General features: G+C 33.2%; 24 protein-coding genes and 1 riboswitch. Of the genes, 22 read left to right on the top strand and 2 right to left on the bottom strand.

Annotated elements, in window-relative coordinates; genetic code table 11:
• Positions 1 to 305 precede the first annotated feature (305 nt).
• The 10 genes from carA to EUBIFOR_RS10720 all read left to right on the top strand — a co-directional run bounded on the left by carA (position 306) and on the right by EUBIFOR_RS10720 (position 11,474).
• On the top strand, positions 306 to 1,385 hold the full coding sequence (gene carA / locus EUBIFOR_RS10765) for a glutamine-hydrolyzing carbamoyl-phosphate synthase small subunit (protein WP_040466521.1): 1,080 nt from the start codon (positions 306 to 308) through the stop codon (positions 1,383 to 1,385).
• Positions 1,378 to 4,587 (top strand): carbamoyl-phosphate synthase large subunit, encoded by a 3,210-nt coding sequence (gene carB, locus EUBIFOR_RS10760; protein WP_003866097.1) that lies wholly within the window; start codon positions 1,378 to 1,380, stop codon positions 4,585 to 4,587. The genes carA and carB overlap by 8 nt, the downstream gene beginning before the upstream one ends.
• Positions 4,588 to 4,814: 227 nt before the next feature.
• Positions 4,815 to 4,929, top strand: a riboswitch (FMN riboswitch).
• 290 nt (positions 4,930 to 5,219) lie between these two features.
• Positions 5,220 to 6,347, top strand: coding sequence for a bifunctional diaminohydroxyphosphoribosylaminopyrimidine deaminase/5-amino-6-(5-phosphoribosylamino)uracil reductase RibD (gene ribD / locus EUBIFOR_RS10755; protein WP_040466520.1), 1,128 nt, complete (start codon positions 5,220 to 5,222; stop codon positions 6,345 to 6,347).
• Positions 6,329 to 6,982 carry a riboflavin synthase gene (gene ribE / locus EUBIFOR_RS10750; protein ID WP_003866094.1) on the top strand — a complete coding sequence of 218 codons (654 nt, stop codon included), beginning with the start codon at positions 6,329 to 6,331 and terminating at the stop codon, positions 6,980 to 6,982. The genes ribD and ribE overlap by 19 nt, the downstream gene beginning before the upstream one ends.
• 18 nt (positions 6,983 to 7,000) lie before the next feature.
• Positions 7,001 to 8,218, top strand: a complete 1,218-nt coding sequence (locus tag EUBIFOR_RS10745; RefSeq protein ID WP_003866093.1) for a bifunctional 3,4-dihydroxy-2-butanone-4-phosphate synthase/GTP cyclohydrolase II — start codon at positions 7,001 to 7,003, stop codon at positions 8,216 to 8,218.
• Positions 8,219 to 8,246: 28 nt separating this feature from the next.
• Complete coding sequence (gene ribH / locus EUBIFOR_RS10740) at positions 8,247 to 8,720, top strand: 6,7-dimethyl-8-ribityllumazine synthase (protein WP_003866092.1); 474 nt, start codon at positions 8,247 to 8,249, stop codon at positions 8,718 to 8,720.
• A gap of 262 nt (positions 8,721 to 8,982) precedes the next feature.
• The gene (locus tag EUBIFOR_RS10735) at positions 8,983 to 9,378 is read left to right on the top strand and encodes an Hsp20/alpha crystallin family protein (RefSeq protein ID WP_003866091.1); all 396 of its coding nucleotides are present in this window, start codon (positions 8,983 to 8,985) and stop codon (positions 9,376 to 9,378) included.
• Between the two features lie 20 nt (positions 9,379 to 9,398).
• Positions 9,399 to 9,794, top strand: coding sequence for an Hsp20/alpha crystallin family protein (locus EUBIFOR_RS10730; RefSeq protein WP_003866090.1), 396 nt, complete (start codon positions 9,399 to 9,401; stop codon positions 9,792 to 9,794).
• 49 nt (positions 9,795 to 9,843) lie between these two features.
• A complete protein-coding gene (locus tag EUBIFOR_RS10725) occupies positions 9,844 to 10,593 on the top strand; it encodes a magnesium transporter CorA family protein (protein ID WP_050755975.1) in 750 nt (249 codons plus the stop codon).
• Positions 10,594 to 10,646: 53 nt separating this feature from the next.
• Positions 10,647 to 11,474 carry a DUF4299 family protein gene (locus EUBIFOR_RS10720; RefSeq protein ID WP_003866088.1) on the top strand — a complete coding sequence of 276 codons (828 nt, stop codon included), beginning with the start codon at positions 10,647 to 10,649 and terminating at the stop codon, positions 11,472 to 11,474.
• Positions 11,475 to 11,478: 4 nt separating this feature from the next.
• Here EUBIFOR_RS10720 and EUBIFOR_RS10715 read toward each other — a convergent pair whose 3' ends face one another.
• Positions 11,479 to 12,573: an alanyl-tRNA editing protein gene (locus tag EUBIFOR_RS10715; protein ID WP_003866087.1), complete on the bottom strand. Its 1,095-nt coding sequence runs from the start codon at positions 12,571 to 12,573 to the stop codon at positions 11,479 to 11,481.
• A 133-nt stretch (positions 12,574 to 12,706) separates the two neighbouring features.
• On the opposite strand from EUBIFOR_RS10715, the gene EUBIFOR_RS10710 reads away from it, so the two are divergent.
• The gene (locus tag EUBIFOR_RS10710; RefSeq protein WP_003866086.1) at positions 12,707 to 13,450 is read left to right on the top strand and encodes a VUT family protein; all 744 of its coding nucleotides are present in this window, start codon (positions 12,707 to 12,709) and stop codon (positions 13,448 to 13,450) included.
• Between the two features lie 17 nt (positions 13,451 to 13,467).
• Here EUBIFOR_RS10710 and EUBIFOR_RS10705 read toward each other — a convergent pair whose 3' ends face one another.
• Positions 13,468 to 13,857 carry a hypothetical protein gene (locus tag EUBIFOR_RS10705; protein WP_003866085.1) on the bottom strand — a complete coding sequence of 130 codons (390 nt, stop codon included), beginning with the start codon at positions 13,855 to 13,857 and terminating at the stop codon, positions 13,468 to 13,470.
• Positions 13,858 to 14,239: 382 nt separating this feature from the next.
• Between EUBIFOR_RS10705 and EUBIFOR_RS13480 the strand changes: the two genes are divergently transcribed.
• The 11 genes from EUBIFOR_RS13480 (at position 14,240) to EUBIFOR_RS12825 (ending at position 19,766) form a co-directional block, all read left to right on the top strand.
• A complete protein-coding gene (locus EUBIFOR_RS13480) occupies positions 14,240 to 14,371 on the top strand; it encodes a hypothetical protein (RefSeq protein WP_003866084.1) in 132 nt (43 codons plus the stop codon).
• A 4-nt stretch (positions 14,372 to 14,375) separates the two neighbouring features.
• On the top strand, positions 14,376 to 14,558 hold the full coding sequence (locus tag EUBIFOR_RS10700; protein WP_147587428.1) for a hypothetical protein: 183 nt from the start codon (positions 14,376 to 14,378) through the stop codon (positions 14,556 to 14,558).
• A complete protein-coding gene (locus EUBIFOR_RS12830) occupies positions 14,545 to 14,697 on the top strand; it encodes a hypothetical protein (RefSeq protein ID WP_003866082.1) in 153 nt (50 codons plus the stop codon). Before EUBIFOR_RS10700 ends, EUBIFOR_RS12830 begins: the two co-directional genes overlap by 14 nt.
• The gene (locus tag EUBIFOR_RS10695) at positions 14,672 to 14,968 is read left to right on the top strand and encodes a hypothetical protein (RefSeq protein ID WP_040466519.1); all 297 of its coding nucleotides are present in this window, start codon (positions 14,672 to 14,674) and stop codon (positions 14,966 to 14,968) included. The genes EUBIFOR_RS12830 and EUBIFOR_RS10695 overlap by 26 nt, the downstream gene beginning before the upstream one ends.
• Positions 14,969 to 14,972: 4 nt before the next feature.
• Positions 14,973 to 15,251 carry a hypothetical protein gene (locus tag EUBIFOR_RS10690; protein WP_003866080.1) on the top strand — a complete coding sequence of 93 codons (279 nt, stop codon included), beginning with the start codon at positions 14,973 to 14,975 and terminating at the stop codon, positions 15,249 to 15,251.
• 5 nt (positions 15,252 to 15,256) lie between these two features.
• Positions 15,257 to 15,538 (top strand): hypothetical protein, encoded by a 282-nt coding sequence (locus EUBIFOR_RS10685; protein ID WP_147587427.1) that lies wholly within the window; start codon positions 15,257 to 15,259, stop codon positions 15,536 to 15,538.
• 572 nt (positions 15,539 to 16,110) lie between these two features.
• A complete protein-coding gene (locus EUBIFOR_RS10680) occupies positions 16,111 to 16,833 on the top strand; it encodes a LytR/AlgR family response regulator transcription factor (protein ID WP_003866078.1) in 723 nt (240 codons plus the stop codon).
• 124 nt (positions 16,834 to 16,957) lie between these two features.
• Complete coding sequence (locus tag EUBIFOR_RS10675; RefSeq protein WP_167528783.1) at positions 16,958 to 18,130, top strand: sensor histidine kinase; 1,173 nt, start codon at positions 16,958 to 16,960, stop codon at positions 18,128 to 18,130.
• Between the two features lie 80 nt (positions 18,131 to 18,210).
• Positions 18,211 to 18,873 (top strand): ATP-binding cassette domain-containing protein, encoded by a 663-nt coding sequence (locus EUBIFOR_RS10670; RefSeq protein WP_003866076.1) that lies wholly within the window; start codon positions 18,211 to 18,213, stop codon positions 18,871 to 18,873.
• Positions 18,866 to 19,639 carry a hypothetical protein gene (locus tag EUBIFOR_RS10665; protein ID WP_003866075.1) on the top strand — a complete coding sequence of 258 codons (774 nt, stop codon included), beginning with the start codon at positions 18,866 to 18,868 and terminating at the stop codon, positions 19,637 to 19,639. The genes EUBIFOR_RS10670 and EUBIFOR_RS10665 overlap by 8 nt, the downstream gene beginning before the upstream one ends.
• Positions 19,617 to 19,766, top strand: coding sequence for a hypothetical protein (locus EUBIFOR_RS12825; protein ID WP_003866074.1), 150 nt, complete (start codon positions 19,617 to 19,619; stop codon positions 19,764 to 19,766). Before EUBIFOR_RS10665 ends, EUBIFOR_RS12825 begins: the two co-directional genes overlap by 23 nt.
• Positions 19,767 to 21,071: the final 1,305 nt, after the last annotated feature.

The raw sequence follows: 21,071 nt of genomic DNA, 5'->3' as shown, positions 1-21,071 counted from the left end.
TGGACGACTGGAAACGAACCGGGCACGTCATTTAGACGTGTGACTTTTTCGCAGAAAAAGTATTTTCTTGACTTTATTATTGAAATTTTCATGATTTGTGGTAGTATACTAAGCAGAAAAATATAGTATTTTTTTCAAAAGGAGGATACGTATGATCAAGAATCCAGCTTTGTTTGTGAAAAAAACGTCAGTGATCGATATGAATAGTATTCTTCGTAGTGCTATACTTTTTAATAGTTCCATTTAAAGATTGGCAATGCGTTTGTTTGCTAATCTTTTTTTTGAGTAAATAACAGAAAGGACAAATTATGGAAAGACTTTTGATTTTAGAAGATGGAAGTGTATATCGCGGAACAGCGTTTGGTAGTGACAACTTCCAAATTGGTGAATTAGTATTTAATACGTCAATGACGGGTTATCAAGAAATTTTGACAGATAATTCATATTGTGGACAAATTGTAATGATGACATATCCATTGATTGGTAACTATGGAATCAATCGTGATGATAATGAAAGTATGATTCCATGTGTATTTGGATTTGTAGTTAAAGATTATTGTGAATATCCAAGCAATTTCAGATGTTCAGAAACATTAGATGATTTCTTAAAACGCGAAAATATTCCAGGAATTTATGATATTGATACACGTGAAATCACAATGAAGATTCGTAATGTAGGTACAATGAAGGCAGTTATGGCTAATGTGGATGCCGATGTAGATGTGGTGGTTGCTGGTTTAAAAGCCGCTGATTTCTTACATGATCAAGTGGCTCGTGTTTCGACAAATAAAGTATTCCCAATCCCAAATCGTGGCAAGAAAGTTGTATTGATGGATTTTGGGGCAAAATTAGGTATTGTTCGTGAACTATCAAAACGTGGATGTGATTTAGTCATTGTTCCATATGATACACCAGCAAGCACAATCTTATCTTATCGTCCAGATGGCGTTATGTTGTCGAATGGTCCTGGAGATCCTACGGATGTAAAAGTCGCTATTGAAACGATTAAAGAATTGATTCCTCAAACGGTTGTATTTGGAATTTGTTTAGGTCACCAGTTGATTTCTTTGGCTTGTGGTGCAAAAACATATAAATTAAAGTTTGGACACCGTGGAGCTAACCATCCAGTGGTTAATCTTTCAACAGGCAAAGTGGAAATTACTTCTCAAAACCATGGCTTTGCGGTAGATATTGATAGCTTAAAGGATACGCGCTTGGAAATGACACACCAAGCATTAAATGATAAGAGTTGTGAAGGTGTTCGCCATAAAGACTATCCTTGCTTTGCGGTGCAATATCATCCAGAAGCAAGTGCAGGACCTGAAGATTCTCGTTACTTGTTTGATCAATTTATTGAATTAATGGAGGAGAATAAAAATGCCTAAACGTACAGATATCAAAAAAATCTTAGTGATCGGTTCTGGTCCAATTATCATTGGTCAGGCAGCTGAATTTGATTATGCCGGAAGTCAGGCATGTCAATCCCTTCGTGAAGAAGGATATGAAGTCATCTTAATTAACTCAAATCCTGCCACAATCATGACAGATACAGCCATCGCAGACCGTGTTTATATTGAGCCTTTGACTGTTGATTTCGCAAAACGAGTTATTTATAAAGAAAGACCCGATGCCATTTTAGGATCATTAGGTGGTCAAACCGGATTAAACTTAGTTGTAGAATTACATGAAGATGGAATCTTAGATGAGTTTGGTGTAGAAATTTTAGGTACAGACTTGCATGCGATCAATCGTGCGGAAGATCGTGAATTGTTCCGTTCTTTAATGCAGGAAATCAATGAGCCAGTACCAGAAAGTATGATTGTTCATACAGTAGAAGAAGCTGTTGAATTCGCAAAACGCGAAGGATATCCATTAGTTGTTCGTCCAGCTTATACACTTGGTGGAACGGGTGGAGGTTTCGCTGATGATGAAGCTGAACTTCGTGAAATTTGTGATTCTGGATTAAAGGCTAGTCCTGTACATCAATGTTTGATTGAACAAAGTATTGCCGGATATAAAGAAATTGAATATGAAGTAATGCGTGATGCCAAAGACAATGCGATCGTCGTATGTAATATGGAAAATATTGATCCAGTAGGTGTGCATACTGGAGACAGTACGGTTGTTGCGCCAGTTCAAACTTTGACAGATCGTGAAAATCAAATGCTTCGTAATGCATCTTTAAAAATCATTCGTGCATTGAAGATCTGTGGTGGATGTAACGTTCAGTTGGCATTGAATCCAGATAGTTTCAAATATTATGTTATCGAAGTTAATCCTCGTGTATCTCGTTCATCAGCCTTGGCAAGTAAGGCAACAGGTTATCCAATTGCGAAGATTAGTGCTAAATTAGCGGTTGGCTTAGGTTTGGATGAGATTATCAACCCAATTACTAAAACAAGTTATGCATGTTTTGAACCTGCATTAGACTATATTGTAACGAAATTTGCACGTTTCCCATTTGATAAATTCCCTAATGCAGATCGTCATTTAGGAACACAGATGAAGGCGACGGGTGAAATTATGTCGATTGGACGTAACTTTGAAGAATCTTTCTTAAAAGCAGTTCGTTCTTTAGAGATGAAAGTGGATCATATATACAAAAAAGAATTGGCTGGATTCACTAAAGAAGAATTACTTGAAAAAATCAAAAAGTGTGATGATGAAAGAATCTTTGCGGTTACACAATGGCTTCGCGATGGATATGATATGGAAACCATTCATAATGTGACGAAAATGGATGATTTCTTCTTGTGTCACTTGTCAAGAATTATCAGCTTAGAAAAGCTAATGATGGAAAATCCCAAAGATGTTGAAGTTTTACGTAAATTAAAGAAATACGGCTTTGCGGATAGCTACATTGCACGTAATTGGGATATGAAAGAATTCGACTTATATAACTTGCGTAAAGAAAATGGAATCATGCCAGTATATAAGATGGTAGATACTTGTGCGGGTGAGTTTAAGAGTGCAACTCCATACTTCTATTCAAGTTATGAACATAAGAACGAATCTGAGGTAACAGACCGTAAAAAAATCGTTGTATTAGGTTCAGGACCAATTCGTATTGGACAAGGTGTTGAGTTTGACTATGCGACAGTACATTGTGTACAGACTTTGCGTGAAGAAGGTTATGAAGCTATCGTCATTAACAACAACCCTGAAACTGTATCAACCGATTTCTCAATTAGTGACAAATTGTATTTTGAACCACTAACTACAGAAGATGTAATGCACGTAATTGATTTGGAAAAACCATTGGGTGTTATTGTTCAATTTGGTGGACAAACAGCAATCAACTTGGCTGATTCATTAGTAGAACATGGTGTTAAGATTCTAGGTACTTCACTACACTCTATTGATTTAGCGGAAGACCGTCATGAATTTGAAGCGATGTTACATAAATTGAATATTCCTCAACCACAAGGTGAAACTGCAGTCACTGTTGAAGAATCACTCGTTATTGCCAATAAGATTGGCTATCCAGTACTTGTTCGTCCAAGTTATGTATTGGGTGGTCGTGCAATGGAAATCGTACATAATGATGATGAATTAAGAGTCTATATGGCAACAGCCGTAAAGGAAATCAGTCATGATGCTCCAATCTTAGTCGATAAATATATTGTTGGTAAAGAACTTGAAATTGATGCGATTGCAGATGGAAAGAACGTATATATTCCTGGTGTAATGGAACATATCGAACGTGCTGGTATTCACTCTGGTGACTCAATTAGTGTATATCCTACACAGATTATCAATGAGAAGGTGAAAGAAACAATCATTGATTATGGAACAAGAATTGGTAAAGGTTTTGAATTTGTTGGTTTATACAACATTCAGTTCATTGTAGATAAAGAAAACAACGTATATGTATTAGAGGTAAACCCACGTTCCTCTCGTACCGTACCATTCTTATCTAAGATTACAGGTGTAGCTATGTCTCAAATTGCGACTAAGTGTGTATTAGGTGAAAGTATTGAAGATCAAGGCTTAACACCTGGATATCATCCTGAAGATAAAGAAAGAGTCTTTGTCAAAGCGCCAGTATTCTCATTTGCGAAATTACGTAGTGTAGATACAGTTTTAGGACCTGAAATGAAATCTACAGGTGAGGCTTTGGGTAGTGATGTCAACTTAGAAAAAGCATTGTACAAAGCTTTAGTAGCTTCTGGAATCAATATTCCTTTACATGGAAGTGTATTACTAACAATTGATGATGATAATAAACAGGATGCTTTAGAAATCGCAAAACGTTTCTATAACATTGGATATGGTATTTATGCGACGAAGGGTACAGCTAAATTCTTAGAAGATAATGGCTTATTTGTACATGTAGCGGCCAAAGTCAATGAGGATAATGGAAATGAAACTGTATTGGATATTATTCGTCATGGTCATGTAAACTTTGTCATCAACACAATGTCAAATAAAGATAATTCTACAAGTATGGATGGATTCTTAATTCGTCGTGTGTCTGCAGAAAATAACATTTCTTGTATGACAAGTTTAGATACGGCACATGCCTTAATTAAAGTATTGGAATCTTTGAGTTTCTCAATGATTTCTATGAATGAAATGGGTAAATAGAGTGTGAGAAATCACACTCTAATTTTTGTAAAAAGAATTAGCACTTACTTTTTGATTATAGAAGTCGATTTTTGTCCTGCCTTGTATATCCCGGAAGTGCTTGCTTTACAGGCTTTTCAAGGCATCCATCATTTTGCCTAGTATAGTAAAGCAAGATGATATGATCATACAGTAAAAGTAAAAAAACTGCTTTACAAATTACAGATAAAGTATTAAAATAAACAAAAAGATATCTTCAGGGCAGGGTGAGATTCCCTACCGGCGGTAGAGCCCGCGAGCCGAAAGGCATGATCCGGTGAGATTCCGGAGCCGACAGTATAGTCTGGATGGAAGAAGATGATAGTACAGTTGATTTTTTGAACGAATGAATGTAGTATCAGAGCTCTGAGATGGTAATCCATTTCAGAGCTCTTTATACATTTTGGAGCTTTTTATATTCGAAATCAGACATTCGTTTATCAATCAGATGTAATAAATCAATTTCACCCTGCAGATACTTCTGCAGTTTTTTTGTGTTTGGTACATCGTTTTCAAAATAATTATACCACTCACTTATCTGCAAATCCGATTGCCAAGGACTAGAAGCTTTGGTGTACCAGGCAAAGAACAGGAATCAGAAAGAAGGAATAAAAATGACAGATCAGGAATATATGCTTCGGGCGATTCAGCTGGCAAAAAAAGGAGAAGGCTGGACGAATCCCAATCCGATGGTAGGGGCAGTGATTGTAAAAGACGGAAGAATCATCGGAGAAGGCTATCATAAAAAGTATGGAGAACTTCATGCGGAACGTAATGCAATTGCTTCCCTTACAGAATCAGCAGAAGGTGCGGTGATTTATGTTACGCTGGAGCCTTGCTGTCATCATGGAAAAACACCTCCGTGTACGGAAGCAATCATTGAACAGAAGATTAAAAAAGTGGTGATTGGTTCCCGAGATCCGAATCCGAAAGTGGCAGGAAAAGGTGTGCAGATGCTAAGAAAAGCGGGTGTAACAGTTGTTGAAGATTTTATGGGAGAAGAATGTGATCGGCTGAATCCAGTGTTTTTCCATTATATTACTATGAAAACTCCTTATGTAGTGATGAAGTATGCCATGACACTGGATGGGAAAATCGCAACGAAGACAGGAGCATCAAAATGGATTACCTCATTAGCGTCAAGAAAAGAAGTACAGCATATGCGGCATCAGTACATGGGAATCATGGTAGGCATAGGAACTGTGCTTGAAGATGATCCGATGTTAAATGTTCGGGTAGAAGGCTGGAAAAGTCCTGTCAGGATTGTGTGCGATAGTAAACTCAGGATTCAACTGGATAGTCAGATTGTAAAAAGTGCAAAAAAATATCGGACGATTGTGGCTTATGCAGATCAGAAAAATACAGGAGAAAAAATAAAAATATTACATACCAGGGGAGTTGAGACCATTTACTGTCCGGATGAAAAGAATCAGATAGATCTTAAGAGGTTGATGATTGATCTTGGAAACAGAGGTATTGACAGCATCCTCCTTGAGGGAGGCGGTACGTTAAATGATAGCGCCTTGCGAGCTGGGATTGTAAAGGAAGTACAGGCTTTTGTGGCGCCAAAGCTATTTGGCGGTGTGGCCGGGAAGACACCGGTAGAAGGTGTCGGAGTGAAATTCCCTTCTGAAGCAGTGGAATTGAAATATACAGACATCTGTCAGATTGGTCAAGACATCCGGATAAGATGTCAGGTGTGTGAGAAAAAACAGGAGGAATCATGTTTACAGGAATCGTAGAAGAGAAAGGAAAAGTCCGTTATATACAGCTAACAGGAGAATCAGGAATCCTGGCGGTGAAGGCTCAAAAAGTCCTGGAAGGGACAAGGATTGGTGACAGTATTGCGGTGAATGGTGTGTGCCTGACAGTTACGGCGATCCAGCAAGACGGATTTTGTGCCGATGTGATGGCAGAGACAATCAGAAGAAGCAGTCTTGGTAGTTGTAAAGCCGGAAGCCAGGTAAACTTGGAACGTGCAATGGCAGCAGATGGCAGATTTGGTGGACACATAGTAAGTGGCCATATTGATGGGACTGGTGTAATACGTTCTATGCTTCGGGAAGAAAATGCCATCTGGGTATCCATTGAGACATCGCCGCAGATTTTGCATCTGATCGTGGAAAAAGGATCCGTCTGTATTGATGGAATCAGCCTGACAGTTGCAAGGGTTGGTGAGGCTGGTTTTCAGGTGTCGGTTATTCCGCATACAGGAGAAGAAACCACCCTTTTGGAAAAGGTACCAGGGGATTTGGTTAATCTAGAAAATGATGTAATTGGAAAATATGTAGAAAAATTACTTGGCATCAAAAAAAATGAAGAAGAGAAAAAAGAATCCGGAATTACAATGAAGTTTCTTGAAGAATTCGGATTTTAGAACAGGAGGATATACACAATGTCACAAAATTATCAGTACAATACAATTGAAGAGGCACTTAGGGATCTTAAGGAAGGAAAAATGGTTCTGGTCACAGATGATCCGGACAGAGAAAATGAAGGGGATCTGATATGTGCAGCAGAGTTTGCAACCCAAGAAAATATTAATTTCATGGCGACCTATGCAAAGGGGCTTATCTGTACACCGATGAGTGCAGAAATTGCAGCAAGATTGAACTTTCCGCCGATGGTTACTGAGAACACGGACAATCACAATACAGCATTTACTGTGGCAGTGGATCACGTAGACACAACCACAGGTATCTCTGCGGCAGACCGTTCCTATACTATTATGAAGTGCGTGGATGATCAGTCAAAACCAGATGATTTCAGAAGACCGGGACATGTATTTCCGCTTGTTTCCAGAAAAGGCGGGGTTCTAGTACGAAATGGTCATACGGAGGCGACAACAGATCTTATGAGACTTGCTGGACTGAAAGAATGCGGCGTGTGCTGTGAAGTTATGAAAGAAGATGGAACTATGATGCGTACACCACAGCTATGGGAAATGGCAAAAGAGCATAATCTTACATTTATTACAATCCGTGATCTGCAGGATTATATAAGAATACATGAAAAGCATGTAATGCAGGAAGCAGCTGCTAACCTACCAACGCAGTACGGCGATTTTAAAATGTATGGTTATATCAATGACATTACAAAAGAGCATCATGTGGCATTGGTAAAAGGTGATCTAGGAGATGGCGAGAATGTGCTTTGCCGGGTACATTCGGAGTGCCTTACAGGAGATGCGTTTGGATCACTCAGATGTGATTGCGGTTTACAGTTGCAGTCAGCAATGCGCCAGGTAGAGGCAGAAGGCAGAGGAATCATTTTATATATGAGACAAGAAGGCAGAGGAATCGGACTGATCAATAAGATCAAAGCTTATGCACTTCAGGAACAAGGATATGATACCGTGGAGGCAAATGTGAAGTTAGGGTTTGCACCAGATCTTAGAGAATATTGGGTTGGGGCACAGATACTGTCAGATCTTGGTGTAAAATCATTAAGATTACTGACAAATAACCCGGATAAAGTCTATGGACTTGGTGAGTTTGGGCTAAAGATCAATGAGAGAGTACCTTTGGAGATTCCGGTACAAAAGTATGACCGAAAGTATATGAAAACGAAGCAGGAAAAGATGGGTCATATTTTTAAAGAAATAGATTTATAAAAGTAACAAATATCAGGAGGAAGAAGAAATGAAACAGATTAATTTAGTAGAAGGAAAAGTAGTAGCACCGGAAGGAATGAAGGTTGGTATCGTGGCAGCGAGATTCAATGAAATCATTGTGAATAAATTACTGGGAGGGGCAGTCGACGGATTAGTAAGACATGGAGTAGAAGAAGAGAATATTACTGCAGCATGGGTGCCGGGAGCTTTTGAAATCCCGATTGTAGCACAGAAAATGGCACAGTCAGGAAAATATGATGCTGTTATCTGTGTGGGAGCTGTCATCCGTGGAGATACTTCACATTATGATTTGGTGTGCAATGAATCTGCCAAGGGAATTGCACAGGTTGAACTTGCGACAGGAATCCCGGTTTTATTTGGAGTGATCACAACTGAGAATATTGAGCAAGCTATTGCGCGTGCCGGAAGCAAAGCAGGAAATAAAGGTTATGACTGTGCATTATCTGCGATTGAAATGGTCAATCTAATGAAGCAACTCTAAAAGACACAACAGTAGGCAGGTAGGCTAGGCGGAAATTGTCGACTGGCTTGGATTTTTGCATGGTCAAATCAAGAAAATTAAATGCTAAACCTCATGAAAAATACCTGTGAAGCCTGAAAAAGTAAAATTAAAAAAATTAGCACTTAAGTATTGACAGTGCTAAAAAGATGACTATAATAAGAATTGAAGTTAGAGATAAGTCAAAAGATATCCCGTAACTTGAAGATAGATTTCATAATCTAGTAATCAGGAGGCGATATTTATGAAGTACTATCCAATGTTTGATTTATTTGATGATTTCTTTACAGGAAACACAACCAGTGATGTCATGAAGACAGATATTGTGGAAAAAGATGGAAACTATGAAATGAGCATGGAACTTCCTGGAGTTAAAAAGGAAGATATCCAGATGGAATTGAAAGATGGATATTTGAAAGTAACTGCTACGCATGGTTCGAACACAGAAGACAAGGATGAAAAGGGTCGTGTTGTTCGTAAAGAACGTGTTAGTGGATCTTATTCAAGAAGTTTCTATGTTGGTGAAGGTATTCATCAGGAAGATGTCAAAGCTTCATTTGACAACGGTGAATTGAAGATCGTTGTTCCTAAGGAAGCACCTAAACAGATTGAAGAAAACAAATTTATCCCTATTGAATAAGGTATCAGGAGGCGATATTTATGAAGTACTATCCAATGTTTGATTTATTTGATGATTTCTTTACAGGAAACACTACCAGTGATGTCATGAAGACAGATATTGTGGAAAAAGATGGAAACTATGAAATGAGCATGGAACTTCCTGGAGTTAAAAAGGAAGATATCCAGATGGAATTGAAGGATGGATATTTGAAGGTTAGTGCTACTCATGGTTCGAACACAGAAGACAAGGATGAAAAAGGTCGTGTTGTTCGTAAAGAACGTGTTAGTGGATCTTATTCAAGAAGTTTCTATGTTGGTGAAGGTATTCATCAGGAAGATGTTAAGGCATCCTTTGACAATGGTGAATTGAAGATCGTTGTTCCTAAGGAAGCACCTAAACAAGTCGAAGAAAATAAATTTATTCCAATTGAATAACTACAAGAATGCACCTATATGGTGTATTCTTTTTTTAAGGGGGAAAATTATGAAGATAGAGGTAATAAATGAAAAGCGCTTAAATCATATTCATTATTGTAGAGTGCATAAAGAGAATCAGCGGCTATCGGGTTCTTTTTGGGTTCCTTCAAAATCAAAATCTAAGAATAAGAAGATGTTTAGTTTTGAATTGAATGATAGTGATTTTTTGGTTTGTGATCCAGAACATATTTTTAAACAAAAGATTTCAGGGAATAAACCTAGTGAATGTATTCTAAATTTGATGAATATATTGATTCAAGAAGATATGGAGTTTCTTCAAAAATTAGAAATGAAACTTGAAAGAATAGAAGATCAGTTAATGTCTCATACGGGATCTCATTATGAGTCGCAAATCTTTGAAATGAGGAAAACGATAAGTACTTTTGATTCATATTATGATCAGATGATTGAAGTTGTACAAAATTTGCAGGCGTATTATGAAGATGTGCATTTTGAAATGTTAGAAAAAAGGCTCATGCGTTTGTCGAATGTCACGGATCGTTTGGCAGAGTATTCTATGCAACTTCGCGAAATGCATCAAACACAAGTGGAGATGCGTCAGAATCAAATCATGCAGTTTTTAACGATTGTAACAACGATATTCATGCCACTAACTTTAATTACTGGATGGTATGGCATGAATTTTAAGGCTATGCCAGAATTAGATACTTCCTATGGATATTTCATTGTGATTGGAGTTTGTATATTGATCATTATTTTAGAAGTGATTTACTTTAAAAAGAAAAAATGGTTTTAGCTATAAAAAACGCTTGTTTCAGTGTATGATTTTGGTAGAGAGCAGGTGTTAGTATGTCTGTGAATATTCGTATTATGCAGAAGGGTTTCTTTCGTAGAAAAAAGTTTATAATCGATGATTTAGTTAAAATGTCTCACTTATCTTTTGGGGTTATGGATGAAAATTGTCAATTAATTCCGAATCAGATAGGGGATCATACAATCTTATTTGATCGTAAATATCTTCAAAGAGGGATTGAAATCTATATTCAAAATCATGATATTTGTTTGAATTTAAGTCTTCCTACAAGCATGGATGAAATTCAATTGTTTTATTATTTAGTGAAAGTATATTGTGAATATATGGATACTGATGAATTCGTGAAAGACGATTGGCTAATGGACATAAAGGATATCGATTTACAGATGGTGTATGATAAAAGAACGAGTGCTGATGCACTTATGGATTTAAAGAGTAAATTATCGGATCATAAGTATTTTGAAATCTTTGGCATTCTTCATCCAATTTCAATTGGGGAAAAGGAATTGAATGATTTTGGCACAGATTTAGATTTGTTTGGGCAATATCTACATAATCAACAAGCTTTGGATGCATATTATGCCACACCAAGAATCTATAATGCACATGGTAGAAGAATTGGTATGTATGCATTAGGAGCGAATATACTAACGATTCTTCCGGTAGAGCCATATGTGGTATTGAATCAATTTGAGGGAATAGAAGAGTGGTATGTATTTATGAATGACAGCCTTGTGAAGTATCGTGATCTAATGAGTTTTATTAAAAAGTTTGATTATTATGATGCCAATCATAGAATGGTATGTTTATCGAAAGAAGAGATTTCAGAGGCTTTAAATACACTCGCTATACAAAAAATATGAGCAGCTAATCAAATAGCTGCTCATTAACTGTATCTAGCGTTCCTTGAAAGAAATCATTTTTTCCTCCACCACGAACTTGATGTTTTTCTTTGAGTTGTAAGAATATGTCTTTAGAATTTGTCATGAACCGATAATTATCTTTTTGTTTAGAAACAAGTAAAACATAGTTGTTGCTAAAAGATACAAGCTTATTGTAGTAATACAATTGTGTATCTCGATCGAATTCATCACATAGAACGATTTGATTTTCTTTATGTTCAATGATTAAGTGATCAACCATCTCTTTATTTAATTGTTTGATTCTTTGTTTCAAAGCATAATTTTCATCTAATACGCGTTGTACATTAGAAGATAGAGTTTCAATGCTTGAAGACAATTGATTGGAGATTTGAATAGATTGATCATGTTTTAAGACATAGTCTTCATAGGCAAGTTTTCCACATAAGAAGAATAGGCGTGTGCCTTTTTTGATTTTCATGGATTTCACGATTTTAAACAATCCCACTTCAATCGTACTTTTTACATGGGGTGCGCAACATGCGCATAAATCTACATCTTCAATTTCGACAAGGCGTGGCTTGGCTAAGTCAAGTTTAGCTCGATATTCCATGTTGGAATAATCCTCTAAGTAATAGGTTTTAACAGGTTTATTTGAAAAGATGACAGAATTCACTAAAGCTTCAATTCTTTTAATTTGATCATTATTTAAATCCATTGCATAATCAGCTGTAATTTCATTGTATCCTAAATGAAATCCGACATTATCCACATGAAATTCTTTGTGCATTAAACCAGAAAGAATATGTTCTCCTGTATGATGTTGCATATTGGTGTAGCGATGAGTCCAGTCAATAATACCTTGTACATCACCATTTAATGCAGAGTGCGTATAATGATGAATTTCATCATTTATGATTTGTACATCCACTACTTCAATAGCATTCAACGTTCCTTTGTCACATGTTTGTCCACCTTCTTCTGGAAAGAAAAGGGTTTGATCCAAGATTATGTCATATAATTCATTTTTTTTAATACATGAAACAACATGGGCATGAAATGTTGTTTGGTAGCCTTCTTGTTCGTATAGTTTTAAAGTCATATATATCACCGGAATTAATCATAGCATAAGTGATACAAACTTTGACAAATAATTAAAAACATATTAGACTTATATGGTTTGAACAAAGATGTTTTGCTTCCCAACCATCTTTAAAAAAACAGGAGGGTAAAAAATGAATAGAATTAAAACGGAAGTTAAAGAAGTGGGTGTATTACTAAGAAGTATACCTTCACTTACGATGACACTTTTTATTGTTTCGGTCATCACTATGAATCTTTTGGCAAACAAAAGTATTAACTTGCCATTTAGCTTTATGGCACTGGATTGTGGAATTGTGGTAAGCTGGCTTTCCTTCTTATGTATGGATGTCATCACAAAACATTTTGGTCCTAAAGCTGCAACACAAGCATCACTTGTAGCGGTGTTGGTGAATTTAGGTATGTGCCTAGTTTTCTTTTTGGCATCAAAGATTCCTGGCGTATGGGGTGAATCCTATGTAGAAGGATCAGAAGCCATTATTAATGGGGCATTAGACGGAACAATTGGTGGTACTTGGTATGTACTATTTGGAAGTACAATTGCGTTTATTGTTTCTGCCATTGTGAATAACTATACGAATTCCATGTTAGGAAAGATTTCCAACAACAACAGTAACTTTAAATCGTATGCATTCCGCTCTTATGTATCTACTGGTATTGGGCAGTTTTGCGACAATCTAACGTTCGCATTGATCGTGTCACATCAATTCTTTGGTTGGACATTGGTACAATGTGTTGTGTGTGCCTTTACAGGTATGATTGTAGAAACACTATGTGAGGTCATCTTCTCATATCCTGGTTTCAAGATTCTACAAAACTGGCAGAAGAATAAAGTAGGTAGAGAATATTTTGAATATATGAAAGAAAGCAGTCGTTAAACTGCTTTTTCTTTTGTTTAAAGTTGTTCTAATAATGCTTTTGTACAATTATAGGGATTTAGTCTTTGCGTTGTTTCTAAGATGCCTGTTAATATCTCTTTCGTATCTTCATCGACCAATTCACCATTTGGTTTATAGTCATATATGATGATTGGCTCAACAATATAAACACCTTCGCATGCATCCTCTAAATAAATCGCATAATGCGTATCGCCAATTGTATATAGATACATATATTCTTCAGATTCATTGTATGTGCAAGATAGTACAGTGCCGACTGGATATTTTTGACTAAATGAAATAGAATGTTCCAAATCATGATTGATTAAATTTTGATCGATGTCCCTTAAAATGTTTCGTACAAAATCCATAGCGTTGTTTTGATTGATTTTTAATTCTTCTTTCATGCATTCAAACCTTAATTGATCAACAACATCTAATTCTTTGGCGTTGATTGGTACAACTTTATTTTTATGATTCTTAGAATTGATTTTTAAACCAAACTTTTTCTTATTGTAGGTATATAGATAGACATATTTAATTTCATCAAAACGACTTTCTAGAATGGTTCCTACTGGATATTCTAATTTATGTTCAAGCCCTCATTCAAGCCAACCATATCATTTTAATTGACATTATCGATGTCTAAAACATATATTGTTTTAAAAAGTGAATCAAACTTGTTTAAGTAATGTGATATAAACAAGTTTGATTGATAATGAAATAAAAGTAGTATGAAAACGATTACAACTATGATAATATGAAATTAGAAAAGGAGGACATAGTAAGATGACATTAGATTGGTTAGTTTACGCATTAGGTGTAGTAGCTGTTGTTTTCTTAGTTGGTATGTTCTTCAAGTATAAAAAGCACAATCGATATGCCGATAAATTTGAAGACACATATCCAGATGCAAAGTAAGATTATGAAAAAGAGACAGAGAAAAAAGAATAATAAGAATGTTTTTATTCCGTTGATTCCTGTTGAAATGACGGAAGAAGAGGTAAAACAAATTCTTAAAACTAGAGGGGAGGATAAATCCGAGGATAAGCGTTATATGCGTCATAGTACTTGTGATGGAGTTCGTGTTTCAGATGAGCTTTCCTAAATGGGGACTCATTTCTATGGTTGTTTTACTTGTAGGTGGAACTATCTATGGCTTTTATATTCACGATTATTTTCAAGTAGTGATGTGTGTTGCAGATATTGGATTTTTTGTGTATGCGTATGAGCATTTTAATAAATAAATTCAAAGTCATTCGATATTTCATTAAGAATGGAATATTCAATGAAGAAAGTGCAATTGAGATTTCTAAGTTTGATCATAATACAATAGAAGCTTTAGTACATTCTCAATTATTAGTACAAGTAGATGGTCGTGTATATTTGGATAAACCATTGTATGACTTTAGATACAAAGAAAAATATATCCATTATGGAGAAATCATATTGTTGATAATTCTATTGATATTTGCGTTTCATGCACATTATTTAGAAACCACATTGTTCCGTAGGTGATGATATGAAAAAAAATCGGATTCAAAGATTACAGGAAGATATGAATGAAGATCTTCAAAAATATTTAGATGAAGACTTGTTGGATACTACTCCAAAAGAAAAGAAGGAATCTAGCTTTTGGATGAAGTGTGTAGCTTTATGTTTATTGTGTAGTTATGGAATTGCACAATTTCTAGGAAGAGTATTAGGTGATAAACAGGCAATAGTGCAATATGGACTTGCGGGTATAATCGTGATTTGTGCACTCGCTTTCTATATTTGGCTGCGAAGAAAGTATAGGTAATGATTATGAATGATAAACAGAAAAACATTATTGATAAATTGAATAAGGATAATGAAGCATTAAATCAAGGACATAAATCCATGGTGGAATATTCTAAAGGAATGATTTATATAGGCTTGTTTGTGGTGTGTTTCTTGATCTACTATTTTACGAAAAATTCATTTCTATTTGGATTCTTATTATTTGAAATCTTTAATTCGATCTACGCAAAGAATGATAAGAAGAAGGTTGGAATTGGTATTATAGTTGGAGTTGTAATCTATATTCTTTTGGAATTGTGGATATAATCATATTGGAGGGAATCCAATATAAAAGATGGATCGTTTGTTCTTTTTAAAGGATATAAAAAAAGCACCTTGCAAATGCTAGGTGCAATCTTTGGTAAATGTGGGGAATATATGAAACTGGATAGGGATAAATCAACCTTTAAAAGTCATAGGGATTTTAGCTCTGAGAAAGAGATATCCTTTAAACACTTTTAGGGTGAACATTTCCTATCTTTTTGTTGCAGTATTTTTTGAAGGGATTGGATGTAAATAAAAAAAGATAGAAATAGAGATATAGTTTTTAAAATATTAAGAGAATTAAATGAATTTGGAAAAGCATTAATTATAGTGGCTCTCGACATGACCTTTGCAAATTCATGCGATAGAATTATACGTCTATAGGTTTACATAACATTATAGTAGAAATTTACATATGTGTACTGCTTATATATATAATGGTGTCCGCTTCTATCTTAAAACAACGGAATCTTGGATACTTTTTCTTGCTATTTATCTTTTTGAAAAGTGTTATACACAATTTTGTAAAAGGTTGATTTCAAATCTGATATAATGATGTAAAGTAGGTGTTATAAATGATAAAGCAGTATAGATTCGCAATTTGTGATGATGATATTCAATTTTGCAATAAGATTAAATCATATATTATTGAATATTATGGAGAAAACAAGGTGGAAATATCTATTTTTAATTCCGGAGAGGATTTTATTAAATCAAAAGTTAAATATGACTGTATTTTTTTAGATATTGAAATGATCAACTTGAATGGTATAGAGATTGCGACTATGATTCGTAACTACGACTTAGACACATATATAATAATAGTTTCTGGATTTCCTAAATATAAAAATGTAGCCTATAGATTGCATGTATTTGATTATCTTGATAAACCACTGGATAAAACAATGTTATTTAAAACTTTAGATGATATGACTATACTATTACAAAATAGTCAGATAGATATCTATGAATATTTTCAAACAAACCATGGTTTAGTAAAATTAAAGGTAAATGATATCATGTATTTTGAATATAGTGAACGTAAAATAAATCTGTACACAAATAACGATAGTATTTATCAATTTTATGATACCATCTATAAATTGGAAGAAAGATTTAAACAGTACCATTTTATTAGTCCACATAAAGCTTTTTTAGTCAATATAGACTATATTCAAAACATCCATTTGAACGATTTAATTTTAGAAAAAGATATTATTATACCCATTTCTAAATTGAAAAAGAAACAAATCAAAGACGCATATTTAAATGCGATATCAAAAGAAATGGATCAATAGATTTATGATATATCAAAAAATTTTTGTTGATATACTGCTACTGTTTAATGGAATGATTTTGAATTATCTATATTTTCATTTCTATGATTCTCGATACATTTTGCGATTGTCTCAGTTTCAGAAAATGTTGACAGTTTGTTTACTCGCCTTGATGTTTGTTTTTGTTTATTCTGATTTTGGATACTGCAGTTATATCTTTACAAGTTTGCTTGGCTTTTTATTTATTCGTATTTTCTATCATTTTGAAGAGAAAAGCGAATATATTACCCAAGTCGTATTTTTCTTTATACTTATGTTTTCTGATTTATTTGCATCAATATTCACCAATCTTATTATTCGCTTTTTTGACATGCAAAGAAATTCTGTATTAGAATTGAGTTATTTCTCTATTTTGTTAACTACATTAATTATTATTATTTTGTATAGTTTTTTAAACGCAAAGTTGATTGGAATTTCCTATAAAAATCTTGCCAAAAAAGAATTGATTATTTACGTAGGTTCATTAGTCTTTTCTTGGCTTTTATGTCTTATTTTAATATCCTTTTTATTATATTTTAAAGATTTATTATTTCAATTTTTTGTGTGTTTTGTCATTTTATTTATTTTACTTTTGGATTTATTTTTGGTCTATAGTGCACAAACAAAAGTAAATAATAATCTTTTAGAAAAAGAAATGAGAATTGTGAATCAAAAATCTGATTTATTGATGAAATATTATGAAAATGTTAAAAATCAAGATCAAGAAAATAGTATTTTTCGTCATGATTTAAAAAATCATTTATCTGTAATTAAAGATAGTTTGCCAGAATGCATGAGTGTATATGTGAATGATATTATGTCTCATATTGATAAAGATAATATACGGTTTTATTCAGATAATAAAATCTTAGAAGCTTTAATAAACGATAAGCTTGATCAAGCAAAGAAAAATGGTATTGAATTGAGTGTGAAATGTGATGACACAAATATAGAAATTCTTTCTGATTATGACTTAGTTACTATACTATCTAATCTTATTGATAACTCTATTGATGCAGTGAATACTAATATTTCTGAAGAAAGGCAAATAATTCTTCGAATAAAAGAAGTTAAAAATAATCTTGTGATAAAAATCAAAAACACCTTTAATAATGAAATTAGATACAATAAAGAAGAACTTATGTCTACTAAGGAAGGTCATAGCGGCTTAGGAATTAAAAGTGTGAAATCTGTGGTAAGTAAATATCAAGGAGAAATAAGAATGGACATAACGGATAATATGTTTTCTGTGTTAATAATTATTCCATTTCATCCATAAAATACGCCACTTTATACAAGGATTAAACAGTCCTTGTTTTTTTGTGTTAATTTATAGATAGGAAAAAGAGGTGACGTTAAATGGAAATTACTTTAGATATTGGTTATCCTTCAAATTTACTTTATTCAGACGTTTCGATTAGTGTGCCTGATCATGGGATAATATCTTTTGTCGGAGATAATGGTTGTGGAAAATCTACGTTACTTAAAACACTAGCTGGAATAATTAATCCAATGAGAGGTGTTGTTCCAAGTGAATTACTAAATATGAACTTTATGGTTTCAAATTACATTTCAATACCTGAAGAAGTAAAAGTGAAAGACATAATGTTATTACTTGGAAATGAAAATTGTAACTATGTTAAGAATAAATATGGTAATATTTATCAGTTTGTAGAGAAACTTGAAAGACAAACTGTAAAGAAACTTAGTAGTGGAGAAAAGAAAGTAGTTGAAATTTTTTCAAGCTTGGCACTACATAAAAAATATTTATTGTTAGATGAAGCTTCTAATGCTTTAGATATTACAAATAGACAATTTTTATTAGATGCTTTAATCTCTGTTTCGCAAAAAGATATCGTTGTTTTTTATGTCTCGCATAATCTTAATGAAATAATTAAATTAAATGGGGAAGTTTATTGTTTTATACCAAAATTCAAAACCATAAAAAAAATTCAAAATGAAGAATTAATCGATAATAGGTTTAAAGATTTAATTATGTTTGGAGCTGATTCTTATGAGTAGATTATTTAAATTTGAGATAAAAAGAATGAAGTATAAAAAAATTCATATCATTTTACCATTAATTATTATTTCAATTGGTTTGGTTGGTATTATTACAGGAAATGCGTTTAATGAAAATTTAACGAGCAAGGTAAAAATGTTAAATATATTCCAAGCTTACACTCAATTTAGTTTTATTTTCTTAGGCTTTGTCTATATTTATTTATTTACAGAGGATTCTATAAAAGGAACGGATAAGTATATTTCACAATTAGGATATTCATTGGCTGTACAGATTTTGTTTAAATCGCTAATTTTATATGCATATACATTAATAATTACGACAGCATTTATTATCGGATATGCAATTTCTATTCATTTTACAGATTTAGATTATTTAATACTGATAGTGTGTTCAATTGCAGCAGCATTATTGTTTACGATAACGTTCGCATGCTTAATGAGCATAATCTTCAAAAAGGCTTTAGATGCAACAACTTTTCAATTAGTGTTTTTTATTATATTTGATGTGCTAAATATTTTTACATTTGGATTAACAAATCCATGTGATGCCAATAGTTTGGCAACAGTAACTGTTAGATATATTTCTGGAATTCCAATAGCACACAAGTCTTTAGAAAGTATCAAACTGGACTTTGAAACATTTAAATGGGTTTATACTATAACTCCGTCAATCGTTTATTCTATCATAATTATTATTATAATTTTAGTATTTTTGTGTGGTAAGAGAGTTGGAGGTATATATGTCAGAAAATATAAAGATTAAAGGGAAAAATCCTTATGATGTTCTTGCATTTACGCTAACACAAAAATGTTCTGCACAGTGTGAAAAACAAGTATCGCTCTTTACAGGTGGTACTTGTTTTGTATGTTTTAATATAGAAGGAATTTGATGGTCAATTCAAATTCCTTTTACGTGGCAAGTTATTCTTTGCTTTTGCCTAATTTAATTGTAGCATGCTTTTTAGCGAATATAATGCTAATCACTATCACTAGTCCAGTAGGAATATTTAATGTATCTGATGTTAAACCTGAGCTTAAGGCGACAGAAAATATCTTTTCGAAACACTTCCAAATGTTAACTATATTTCAAATGACTCTATAAATGATCTTGGATTAGAAATTCTAAAAACAACAAAGGAATATCCAGAAAGTTGTTAAATATAGGTGAATCAGCACTCAATATGAGAATTGAATAGAATTTCAAAGTATGATTGTTTAATAGTATCGGATAATAGTAGCAATTCATTTGTATCGTAGTCATCAAATGTTTTTGTATCTAGCAACTCAGTAGATTCATCTATTTTTAAATTAAATTCTGTACACATGTTTCATTACCTCACTTACAGGTAAATTGTACAAGCCTATTGGACATTAATGATATCTATATCCCATTTTATTAAATGTGACTTATAACAAAAAATACTTCAAGATTTTTATCCTAAAGTATCTTTTTTTTTAATTTATTAGAAGTTTGTTTATAAATTCGATATGCAATAACTAATATCCATAAAAACAGATAATTCAGTAATGGAAATGTCAGTATATAAATATTTACCATGAAAGATGATATGATTATAATCATTATAAATGATATTATTTGAACCCCTTCTATTAAATAAATTAATTTATTATCTTCTTTCTGAATATCTTTCATATAAACTAATATCGATATAAATAATATCAATGCCTCTAACAGTCTAAATAAGCAAATATATAAATAATCATAGTTATATTGAGAGGCAGCCATCTTTAAATAATCGTTATAAACATTAAATAGAATACTTATTCCTATTAAGCTTCCAAATGGAATTAATAGAATTAATGATATTTTTTTCATAAAAACACCTTCTTTCTATTTGAATATTATTCTTTTTGATTAAATTTATATTTTCCCATGGTTATCACATCTCCTGAATTATTGTTTCTATATTAATATTTTAACTTTTAAATAGATGGAATATAAGATTATATAAATGTTATATTTTTGATATAATATAAAAGTAAGCTACTAAATAAAAGACACACAATTGCGTGTCTTTTATTATTGTCTAAACAACCTTGAAAAAAATATAGCTAAAATAACTAGCATGATTGCACCAAGAATATAAGATTTAGATGAATGACCTTTTTCTTTTAATTCAAACAAGTAAAGACAGATATTACTGATTGCTATACATATATATGCTAAACCCAAA

It is taken from the genome of Holdemanella biformis DSM 3989, from assembly GCF_000156655.1.
Lineage (GTDB): Bacteria > Bacillota_I > Bacilli_A > Erysipelotrichales > Erysipelotrichaceae > Holdemanella > Holdemanella biformis.
This window is presented reverse-complemented; position numbering and strand designations above follow the sequence as displayed.